8 protein-coding genes and 1 tRNA gene are annotated in these 10,827 nt (G+C 70.7%); 4 read left to right on the top strand and 5 right to left on the bottom strand.

The window, feature by feature from the left end; all coding sequences use genetic code 11:
- Positions 1-263 precede the first annotated feature (263 nt).
- Positions 264-899, bottom strand: coding sequence for a ribonuclease D (locus L2I40_RS11405; protein ID WP_237215078.1), 636 nt, complete (start codon positions 897-899; stop codon positions 264-266).
- Between the two features lie 53 nt (positions 900-952).
- Positions 953-1,039 (bottom strand) — tRNA-Leu (locus tag L2I40_RS11400).
- A 159-nt stretch (positions 1,040-1,198) separates the two neighbouring features.
- On the opposite strand from L2I40_RS11400, the gene L2I40_RS11395 reads away from it, so the two are divergent.
- From L2I40_RS11395 to fzlA, 4 genes are all read left to right on the top strand, one after another.
- On the top strand, positions 1,199-2,140 hold the full coding sequence (locus L2I40_RS11395; RefSeq protein WP_237215079.1) for a complex I NDUFA9 subunit family protein: 942 nt from the start codon (positions 1,199-1,201) through the stop codon (positions 2,138-2,140).
- Between the two features lie 190 nt (positions 2,141-2,330).
- Entirely contained in the window at positions 2,331-3,770 is a 1,440-nt protein-coding gene (locus L2I40_RS11390) for an NAD(P)-dependent oxidoreductase (RefSeq protein ID WP_237215077.1), read from the top strand.
- A 5-nt stretch (positions 3,771-3,775) separates the two neighbouring features.
- A complete protein-coding gene (gltB, locus tag L2I40_RS11385; protein WP_237215076.1) occupies positions 3,776-8,326 on the top strand; it encodes a glutamate synthase large subunit in 4,551 nt (1,516 codons plus the stop codon).
- Between the two features lie 136 nt (positions 8,327-8,462).
- Entirely contained in the window at positions 8,463-9,131 is a 669-nt protein-coding gene (gene fzlA, locus L2I40_RS11380) for an FtsZ-binding protein FzlA (RefSeq protein ID WP_237215075.1), read from the top strand.
- Positions 9,132-9,179: 48 nt separating this feature from the next.
- Here the strand turns inward: fzlA and L2I40_RS11375 are convergent, their stop codons facing one another.
- From L2I40_RS11375 to L2I40_RS11365, 3 genes are all read right to left on the bottom strand, one after another.
- On the bottom strand, positions 9,180-9,899 hold the full coding sequence (locus L2I40_RS11375) for an LrgB family protein (protein ID WP_237215074.1): 720 nt from the start codon (positions 9,897-9,899) through the stop codon (positions 9,180-9,182).
- Positions 9,896-10,243: a CidA/LrgA family protein gene (locus L2I40_RS11370; protein WP_237215073.1), complete on the bottom strand. Its 348-nt coding sequence runs from the start codon at positions 10,241-10,243 to the stop codon at positions 9,896-9,898. The genes L2I40_RS11375 and L2I40_RS11370 overlap by 4 nt, the downstream gene beginning before the upstream one ends.
- A gap of 4 nt (positions 10,244-10,247) precedes the next feature.
- Positions 10,248-10,827: tetratricopeptide repeat protein (locus tag L2I40_RS11365; protein WP_237215072.1), on the bottom strand; the 580-nt coding region annotated here is incomplete at its 5' end.

The following is a 10,827-nucleotide window of genomic DNA, read 5'->3' as shown; positions in this document are numbered from 1 at the left end:
CGCGCGAGCTGGCCCTGGCTGGGGGGACGGCGCCGGCGCGAAGGCGGCGGCAGCCGACTCGCGGGCGGGCGCGCCGCCACCCCGGCCGCGGCACCGCGGCTTGCGATTGGGGGAGGGTACGTCACCCGGTCTGTATGGGCCTCGGGGGGGCGGCGGTCAACGAGCCAATACGATCCGACAAGATTTGTGCCAGACCGTGTTCAGGCTGGTTGACGAAACCGTGACGATGCCGGCACGAGGCGCCAGGCGCTGCCCCGCTGACGTCAGTGGGTGAAGATGTCGGGATCCTCGTAGCCCAGCAGGTCGAGCCGGGCGCGGGTCGGCAGGAAGGCGAAGCAGGATTCGGCCAGCTCCAGCCGGCCCTCCCGCTCGAGCAGCGCCTTCAGCCGGGCCCAGAGGGCATGCAGGTGCAGGACGTCGGAGGCGGCGTAGGCCAGCTGCTCGGGCGAGAGCTCCGGCGAGCCCCAGTCGCTCGACTGCTGCTGCTTCGACAACTCGACGCCGAGCAGTTCCTTGCAGAGGTCCTTCAGCCCGTGCCGGTCGGTGAAGGTGCGCACCAGCTTCGCCGCGATCTTGGTGCAGGCCACCGGGGCCACGGTGACGCCCAGCGCCTTGTGGAGCGCGGCGAGGTCGAAGCGGGCGAAATGGAAGATCTTGAGGACCTTGGGATCCTCGAGCAGCCGCTTGAGGTTCGGGCAGTCGCCGCCACGCCCGCCGAGGGACGGCGGCAGGATCTGCACGCAATGCGCGGTGCCGTCGCCGGCCGAGAGCTGGACGAGGCAGAGCCGGTCGCGCCGATGGTCGAGGCCCATCGTCTCGGTGTCGATCGCCACCACGGCGCCGAGATCGAGCCCGTCGGGCAGGTCGTGCCGGTGCAGCCGGATCATGGCGTCCTGCATGAAGAGGGTTTCGCCCACACGCCACCTGCGTCAGGGGCCGGCGAGGCCGGCGATGGTGCCCAGGAAAGGACTCGAACCTTCACGGCCTCGCGGCCACAGGTACCTGAAACCTGCGCGTCTACCAATTCCGCCACCTGGGCAGGTGCGCGTCGCGTCGTAGTGGGTCGCGGCGAGGCGCGCTCTCTACGGTCGGCGCGCCGGGGCGTCAAGCGGGCCGGGTCGCGACCGGCGCGCCTTGGCGCTGGCGCGCCCGACCCATATGGTCCGCCGCAACGAGAAGGAGTGACGCGATGCGCGGTCTGCTGGAGCGCAAGGTGGCGACGGTGTTCGGCGGCTCCGGCTTCATCGGGCGCTATGTGGTCCAGCGGCTGGCGCAGCAGGACTATGTGGTGCGCGTGGCCGTGCGCGACCCGGCCGGGGCGCGCTTCCTGCAGACGCAGGGACGGGTCGGGCAGATCGTGCCGCTCGCCGCGCCGATCACCGATGCCGCCGCCGTCGCCCGCGCGGTCGAGGGCGCAGAGGTGGTGGTGAACCTGATCGGCATCCTCTACGAGCGCCGGGCCGGCGACTTCGACCGCCTGCAGGGCCAGGCGCCGGGCGAGGTTGCCCGCGCGGCCAAGGCGGCCGGGGCGACGAGCTTCGTGCATGTCTCGGCGATCGGCGCAGACGCCGCTTCACCCAGCCTCTATGCGCGCAGCAAGGCGGCGGGCGAGGCAGGGGTGCGCGCGGCCTTCCCGGAGGCGACGATCCTCCGACCCTCGGTGGTCTTCGGGCCCGAGGACGAGTTCTTCAACCGCTTCGCGGCGATGGCGCGGCTGCCCTTCATGCCGGTGGTGGCCGGCGCCACCCGCTTCCAGCCGGTCTATGTCGGGGACGTGGCGGATGCGGTCGCGGCGGCGCTGGCGCGGCCCGAGGCGCGCGGGAAGACCTACGAGCTGGGCGGGCCGCGCGTGATGAGCATGCGGGAGGTGCTGCGCTTCATCCTCGACACCACCCGCCGCCGGCGGCCGATGGTGGACATGCCGATGGGCCTGATGCGCTTCCAGGCGGGGCTGCTCCAGAAGCTGCCGGTGCCGCCCCTGACCCAGGACCAACTCCTGCTGCTGGAGCGGGACAATGTGGTGGGGGAAGGCGTGCCGGGTCTCGCGGATCTCGGCATCGCGGCCAAGGCGGTCGAAACGGTCGTGCCGGGTTACCTGAAGCGGTTCCGCCCGGGCGGTGGGCGGCGGGAAGCGGCCTGAAGGTCCGAAGCGGACATTTTGGGGCTGGTCGCTCGGCCCCGCGCCCCAGGCAAAGCGGGTCGCCGCGGAAAAAAGGTAACTAATGCTGCCGTAAACGGCCGAAACGGACTCGCATCGCCCGCGGGCATGCTGTAGAGGCGCCCTCCGACGACGCCGCGCGCCTCCCCGCGCGGTCTGGGGGAATGCCGCCATGGCCGACCGGATGCTGCAATTCGTGCGCCTCGACCAGCGCATGCCCGAGAAGCGGGACGCGTCGGAACGCCGTGCCGACTTCGGCGAGATCTACCGCGAGTTCGAGCCCGCCGCCGCGGCCTCCCAGGCCAGCCGCTGCTCCCAATGCGGGGTGCCCTTCTGCCAGGTGCATTGCCCGCTCAACAACAACATACCCGACTGGCTGAAGCTGACCGCCGAGGGCCGGCTCGAGGAGGCCTACGAGGTCGCCTCCGCCACCAACACCTTCCCCGAGATCTGCGGCCGCATCTGCCCCCAGGACCGGCTCTGCGAAGGCAACTGCGTCATCGAGAAGGGCTTCGGCTCGGTCACCATCGGCTCGGTCGAGAAGTACATCACGGACACGGCGTGGGAGCGCGGCTGGGTGAAGGCGCCGACGCCGAAGCGCGAACTGGCGCAGTCGGTCGGCATCATCGGCGCCGGGCCCGCCGGCCTCGCCGCGGCGGAGCGGCTGCGCGTGCGCGGCTACCAGGTGCATGTCTATGACCGCTACGATCGCGTCGGCGGGCTGATGATCTACGGCATCCCGAACTTCAAGCTGGAGAAGGACGTCGTCCTCCGCCGCTGGAAGCAGTTCGAGGAAGGCGGGATCCGCTTCCACCTGAACACGCAGGTCGGCAAGGACGTGTCGCTGGCGGAGCTCCGCGCGCGGCACGATTCGGTGCTGATCGGCACGGGCGTCTACAAGGCGCGCGACATGCAGGCGCCGGGCATCGGGCTGAAGGGCATCGTGCCGGCGCTCGACTACCTCACCGCCTCCAACCGCAAGGGGCTTGGCGAGGCGGTCGCGGCCTTCGAGGACGGCACGCTCGACGCCACGGGCAAGCATGTCGTCGTCATCGGCGGCGGCGACACCGCGATGGATTGCGTGCGCACCGCCGTGCGGCAGGGCGCGGCATCGGTCACCTGCCTCTACCGGCGTGACAAGGCGAACATGCCGGGCTCGATGCGCGAGGTGTACAACGCCGAGGAAGAGGGCGTGCGCTTCGAATGGCTCGGCGCGCCGGAAGCCTTCCGTGGTGACGACCGGGTGCGCGGCGTCGTCGCGCACCGCATGCATCTCGGCCTGCCCGACGCGACCGGCCGCCAGCAGGTGACGAAGGTGGAGGGCAGCCGCTTCGAGCTGCCGGCCGACCTCGTCATCATGGCGCTTGGCTTCGACCCCGAGGACCTGCCCAAGGCCTTCGAGGAGCCGGCGCTGCCGGTCACGAAGTGGGGCACGCTGAAGGTGGACCACCGCACCATGATGACCGCGCTGCCCGGCGTCTTCGCCGCCGGCGACATCGTGCGCGGCGCCAGCCTCGTCGTCTGGGCGATCCGCGACGGCCGCGACGCGGCCGAGCAGATGCACGCCTACATGCAGCAGAAGGCGAGCCCGCTCGCCGTGGCCGCGGAGTGAACAGCATGGCCCCGCATTCCTTCGGCGAGAACGGTTCCGACTTCGCCGCCACCTACGCCGCCAACCGCGACCTGCTCGCCTCCGCCGCGCATATCGACGTGACGGAGCACGATGCCTGCGGCGTCGGCCTCGTCGCGGCGCTCGACGGCAAGGCCAGCCGCAAGGTCGTGCAGGCCGGCATCGACGCGCTGAAGGCGGTCTGGCATCGCGGCGCGGTGGATGCCGACGGCAAGACCGGCGACGGCGCGGGCATCCATATCGAGATCCCGCAGGACTTCTTCGCCGAGGTGGTGGAGCGCGGCGGCGACAAGGTGCGCCCCGGCCGCATCGCGGTCGGCATGGTCTTCCTGCCCAAGACGGATCTCGGCGCGCAGGAGCGCTGCCGCCAGATCGTCGAGACCGAGGTGCTGAACGCCGGCTACGCCATCTATTCCTGGCGCCAGGTGCCGATCGACGTCGCCTGCATCGGCGAGAAGGCGAACGCGACCCGCCCCGAGATCGAGCAGATCCTGATCTGGGATCCCGAGCGGCGCGACGAGGCGACCTATGAGCGCGACCTCTACGTCATCCGCCGCCGGATCGAGAAGCAGGCGATCGCCGCGCAGATCCCCGAGCTCTACCTCTGCTCGCTCTCCTGCCGCTCGATCATCTACAAGGGCATGTTCCTGGCGGAGAGCCTGACGGAGTTCTTCCCGGACCTGCTCGACGAGCGCTTCGTCAGCCGCTTCGCGATCTACCACCAGCGTTACTCGACCAACACCTTCCCGACCTGGCGCCTGGCGCAGCCCTTCCGCGTGCTCGCCCACAACGGCGAGATCAACACGCTGCACGGCAACGTCAACTGGATGAAGAGCCACGAGACGCGGCTCGCCCACCGGCTGCTCGATCCCTTCATGGACGACATCAAGCCGGTGGTGCAGGCGGGCGGGTCGGACACCGCGACGCTCGACAACGTCTTCGAGCTGCTGGTGCGTGGCGGGCGCGACGCGCCGATGGCCAAGGCGATGCTGATTCCGGAGAGCCTCGGCAACAACGCGACGATGCCGGAGGCGCATCGCGAGCTCTTCCTCTACTGCAACGCGGTGATGGAGCCCTGGGACGGCCCGGCGGCGATCTGCGCGACCGACGGCCAGTGGGTGATCGCCGGCCTCGACCGCAACGGCCTGCGGCCCATGCGCTACACGGTGACGGACGACGGCATGCTCGTCGTCGGCTCCGAGACCGGCATGGTGAAGCTGCCGGAGGACGCGATCGTGTCGAAGGGCCGCGTCGGCCCCGGCCAGTGCATCGGCGTGGATCTTTCGACCGGGCGCTTCTACGGCGACACCGAGCTCAAGGACATGCTCGCCGCCCGCAAGCCCTTCGGCGAGTGGACGAAGCGCACGACCAAGATCGACGGCATCGTCAAGGCGAATGCCGACGAGGTGGTGGAGCTGACCGGCGAGGCGCTGCGCCGCCGCCAGCTGGCCGTCGGCTACACGCTCGAGGAGCTGGAGACGATCCTGCACCCGATGGTGGAGGACGCGAACGAGGCCGTCGGCAGCATGGGCGACGACACGCCCATCGCGGTGCTCTCCGGTCAGTACCGCGGCATCCATCACTATTTCCGGCAGTCCTTCAGTCAGGTCACCAACCCGCCGATCGACAGCCTGCGCGAGACGCGGGTGATGACGATCAAGACGCGCCTCGGCAACCTCGGGAACATCCTCGACGAGGACCCGACGCAGTGCGACATGCTCATGCTGGACAGCCCGGTGCTGTCCAACGCCGAGTTCGCCGCGATGCGCGCCTATATGGGCGACACCGCCTGCGTGGTGGACGCGACCTTCCCGGTCGCCGAGGGCGAACAGGGGCTGCGCCGCCATATCGAGCGTATCCGGCGCGAGGCGGAGGACGGCGTGCGCTCCGGCTGCACCCACGTCATCCTGACCGATGAGAACCAGGGCCCGGAGCGCGCCGCGATCCCGATGATCCTGGCGGTCGGCGGCGTGCACACGCATCTGGTGAAGTCGAGCCTGCGCACCTTCACGAGCCTTAACGTGCGCTGCGCCGAGGCGATCGACGTGCACTACATCGCCGTGCTGATCGGCGCGGGTGCCACCACGGTGAACGCCTATCTCGCGCAGGAAAGCATCGCCGACCGGCACCGTCGGGGCCTGTTCGGCAGCCTGTCCCTCAAGGACTGCGTCGCCCGCTACAAGAAGGCGGTGGACAAGGGTCTGCTGAAGATCATGTCCAAGATGGGCATCGGCGTCCTGTCCTCATATCGCGGCGGCATGAACTTCGAGGCGATCGGCCTCTCGCGCGCGCTGGTGGCGGAGTTCTTCCCGGGCGTGCCGTCGCGCATCTCGGGCATCGGTCTCTCGGGCATCGCGCGCCGCGTGCTCGCGCTGCATGCCAAGGCCTGGGACGCGGATGCGGTCACGCTGCCGGTCGGCGGCCTCTATAAGCTGCGCCGCCGCGGCGAGAACCACGCCTTCGACGGCAGCCTGATCCACACGCTGCAGAAGGCGGTGGAGACCGACAGCTACCAGACCTTCAAGCGCTACTCCGAGGGCGTGCGGAAGCTCCCGCCGGTGGCGCTGCGCGACCTGCTCGACTTCCGCACCGAGGGCCGCACGGCCGTGGCGCTCGAGGAGGTCGAGAGCATCACCGAGATCCGCAAGCGCCTGGTCGCGCCCGGCATCTCGCTGGGTGCCCTGAGCCCGGAGGCGCATGAGACGCTCTCCATCGCCATGAACCGCATCGGCGCCCGGTCCGACAGCGGCGAGGGCGGCGAGGATCCGGCGCGGGCGCGGCCGCGGCCGAACGGCGATAACGCCAACTCGGCGATCAAGCAGATCGCCTCGGGCCGCTTCGGCGTGACCGCCGAGTACCTGAACAACTGCCGCGAGATCGAGATCAAGGTCGCGCAGGGCGCCAAGCCCGGTGAGGGCGGGCAGCTGCCCGGCTTCAAGGTGACGGAGCTGATCGCGAAGCTCCGCCACTCCACGCCCGGCGTGATGCTGATCAGCCCGCCGCCGCACCACGACATCTACTCGATCGAGGACCTCGCCCAGCTCATCTACGACCTGAAGCAGATCAACCCGGATGCGACGGTCTGCGTGAAGCTCGTGGCGCGGTCGGGCATCGGCACGATCGCGGCGGGCGTCGCCAAGGCGAAGGCCGATGCGATCCTGGTCTCCGGCCATTCCGGCGGCACCGGCGCCTCCCCGGTCTCGTCCATCAAGTATGCCGGCCTGCCCTGGGAGATGGGGCTCAGCGAGACGCACCAGGTGCTGCAGCTCAACCGGCTGCGTCACCGCGTGAAGCTGCGCACCGATGGCGGCATCAAGACCGGCCGCGACGTGGTGATCGCGGCCATGCTCGGCGCCGAGGAATTCGGCATCGGCACGGCGAGCCTGGTCGCCATGGGCTGCATCATGGTTCGCCAGTGCCACTCCAATACCTGCCCGGTCGGCGTCTGCACGCAGGACGAGGCGCTGCGCGCCAAGTTCACGGGCAGCCCGGAGAAGGTGATCAACCTGTTCAGCTTCGTGGCGGAGGAGGTGCGGGAGATCCTCGCCTCCCTCGGCTTCCGCAGGCTGACCGACGTGATCGGCCGCACCGACCTGCTCCGCCAGGTCAGCCGCGGCTCCGAGGACCTCGACGACCTCGACCTGAACCCGCTGCTGGTGAAGGCCGATGCCGGCCCCCATCCCGCCTGGTGCGACATGGAAGGTCGCAACGAGGTGCCGGAGACGCTCGACGCCGACATGATCCGCGACGCCGCGGCGCTGTTCCAGCGCGGCGAGAAGATGCAGCTGCAGTACAACATCCGGAACACGCACCGCGCGATCGGGACGAAGATCTCGTCGAAGATCGTGCGGAAGTTCGGGATGAACGCGCTGCAGCGCGGGCACCTCACCGTTCGCCTCCGCGGCTCGGCCGGCCAGTCGCTCGGCGCCTTCGCCGTGCGGGGCCTCAAGCTCGAGGTGTTCGGCGACGCCAACGACTATGTCGGCAAGGGCCTCTCGGGCGGCACCATCGTGGTGCGTCCCGCGCCCTCCTCGAAGCTCGTCTGGAACGAGAACACCATCATCGGCAACACGGTGCTCTATGGCGCCACCGGCGGCGCGCTCTTCGCGGCCGGCCAGGCCGGCGAGCGCTTCGCGGTGCGCAACTCCGGCGCGCTGGCGGTGGTCGAGGGCTGCGGCGCCAATGGCTGCGAGTACATGACCGGCGGCTGCGCGGTCATCCTCGGGCCGGTCGGCGACAATTTCGGCGCCGGATTCACCGGCGGCATGGCCTTCGTCTACGACGCCGACGAGGCCTTCGAGCGGCGCGTGAACCCCGAGACGCTGCTGTGGCGGCGCCTCGGCGGCAGCGCGCATTGGGAGGAGACGCTGAAGGACCACGTCGCCCGCCATGTGCGGGAGACGGGCAGCCCCTTCGCGGCCCGCCTGCTCAACAACTGGGAGGTCGAGCGGGCGCGCTTCTGGCACGTCGTGCCGAAGGACTACGCGAAGTACCTGCCGAAGCCGATCGAGGACGTTCCGGCGGTCGCGGCAGAGTGATCACGCGCCGCGCCCCGCGGGGCGCGGCGCCTTTCCGACACGGCCGCCGCCGGCCGTTGGTATCCCTGGATGGCGCGGCCCGGTTGGCCGCGCCATGCCTGCATGCGATATGGAAGGCGAATCCACGCCGCAGGCCATGCGAATCCTCTATCACCTCCCGCTCTCGCCTTTCTCGCGCAAGGTCCGGCTCGCCCTGGCCGAGAAGCGGATTCCCTTCGACCTCCGCATCGAGCGGATCTGGGAGCGGCGCGAGGAGTTCCTGACCATCAACCCGGCCTGCACCGTGCCCGTCCTGCAGGACGTCAACGGCCTGGTCGTCACCGAGTCCTACGCGATCTGCGAGTATCTCGACGAAGCCTATCCGGACATGCCGCTGCTCGGGCGGACACTGGCCGAGCGGGCGGAGGTGCGCCGCCTCGTCGGCTGGTTCGACGACAAGTTCAACATCGAGGTGACGCGCAACCTGCTCGAGGAGAAGCAGATGAAGCGTCTGCTCGGCCGCGGCAATCCGGATGCGGGCGCCATCCGTGCGGGATACGCGAACCTTCGGTCGCACCTCGAGTATCTCGGCTGGCTGGCGGAGACGCGCGCCTGGCTCGCGGGCCCGAATCTCAGCCTCGCCGATCTCGCCGCCGCGGCGCATCTCTCCGCCCTCGACTACATGGGCGACGTCGACTGGAGCATGAGCGAGGCCGCCAAGGACTGGTATGCCCGCATGAAGTCGCGCCCGTCCTTCCGTCCGCTGCTGGCGGAGCGCGTCACCGGCACCTCGCCTCCCGCGCACTACGCCGACCTCGATTTCTGATCCCGCCGCAGGTCGGGCGGCGCCCGCGCAGGGCGCCACGGCCTGCCGCTATCCGGCCAGCAGCCGCCAGAGCAGCGGCAGCAGCAGCGCGGTCGCCAGGGCGTTCAGACCCATGGCGAGTCCGCTGAAGGCGCCGGCGGTCGCGTTCACGCTGAGGGCGCGCGCCGTTCCGATCCCGTGTGCCGCGGTGCCCATGGCAAGCCCGCGCGCCCGCCAGTCCCTGACCTTGAGCAGGTCGAGGACGAGCGGCCCGAGCGCGGCGCCGACGATCCCGCTCAGGATCACGACGACGGCGGTCAGCGAAGGCAGGCCGCCGATCGCTTCCGCGATGCCCATCGCGACCGGTGTCGTCACGGACCGCGGGGCGAGGCTCGCGGTCACCTCCGGCGCTGCCGAGAGCGAGAGCGCAATCGCGACTCCGGCCGCGGCGGCGAAGGCGCCGCCGGTGACCACGGCCGCGACGGCAGCCGCGGCGGAGCGGCGGACGAGCGCGATCTGGCGGTAGAGCGGCACCGCGAGCGCCACCGTTGCGGGCCCGAGCAGGAAATGCACGAACTGCGCGCCGGCGAAGTAGTCGCGGTAGGGAATCCCGGCCGCCAGCAGCCCGCTGGCCAATAGCGCGACCGCGATCAGGACCGGGTTCGTCAGCGGATGCTGGCCGCAGGCGTCGTGGATCCGGACGGCAACCAGCCAGGCGACCAGGGTGGCGGCCAGCGCCGCCAGCGGCTCGCGCGCCAGATAGACCCAGATGTCGGCGAGCTCGTTCACCCGGGGTTCTTCCGCAGCAGGGCCTGCGCGATGCGCCCGGTCAGCGCGATCGCGGCCAGCGTGCCGGCCAGGACCGCCAGCGACAGCGGCGCCCAGTCCCGCGCCAGCAGCGGCAGGTGCAGCACCACGCCGACGCCCGCAGGCACGAAGAGCAGCCCGAGATTGCTCAGCAACCCGTCCGCCGTGCGCCCCAGTTCCTCGGGCGCCGCGCGTCGTCGCGCCGCAAGCGCCAGGAACAGCAGCACCATGCCGATCACGGGCCCGGGCACCGGCAGGTTCAGAAGGCGCACCAGCACCTCGCCGGCGAGCTGGCAGACGAGCAGGGCGGTGATGCCGCCGATCATGCCGTCAGCGCCGCGACGGCCCGGCTTCGCTCAGGGCGAGGTTCTGGATGGCGAGGTCCGCGGTCGCGCTGTTCGGCGCCAGATCCACGGCGCGCTCCCAGTCCATCCGGGCACCCTCCGTGTCGCCCGCAAGCTGGCGCAGGATGCCGCGCTCCAGCAGCGCCTCGGCATTGTCGGGGGAGATCGCGAGCGCGCGTTCGACATCGCGCCGCGCAGCGTCGGCGCGGTCCATGTGCCGCCACGCCGCGGCGCGGAACACGTAGGCCTCGGCGCGCGTCGGCTCGAGCTGCAAGGCGCGGTCGAGGTCGCCGACCGCCTCGCCGTAGCGCCCCAGCGTGGCGAGGGCGAGGGCGCGGTCCATCAGCAGGTCCGCATCCTCGGGCGTGAGGGTCAGCGCCAGCGTCGTCGCCGCGAAGGCGCGGTTGCTGTCGCCGGAGACCAGCCAGGCCTGCGCCGCCTGGGCATAGACCGCGGCGCGCGCTGGGCGACCCGCGAGCGAGGCGGCGGCGATCGCCTCCAGCCGCTCGGCCGCGCGACGTGGCTCGCCGAGCGCGACGAGGGCCAGCGCCGCGCAATGCCGCGCG

It is taken from the genome of Falsiroseomonas oryziterrae (assembly GCF_021864505.1).
Lineage (GTDB): Bacteria > Pseudomonadota > Alphaproteobacteria > Acetobacterales > Acetobacteraceae > Falsiroseomonas > Falsiroseomonas oryziterrae.
The sequence above is the reverse complement of the archived record's forward strand: the minus strand, read 5'-3'. Positions and strand labels throughout refer to the sequence as shown.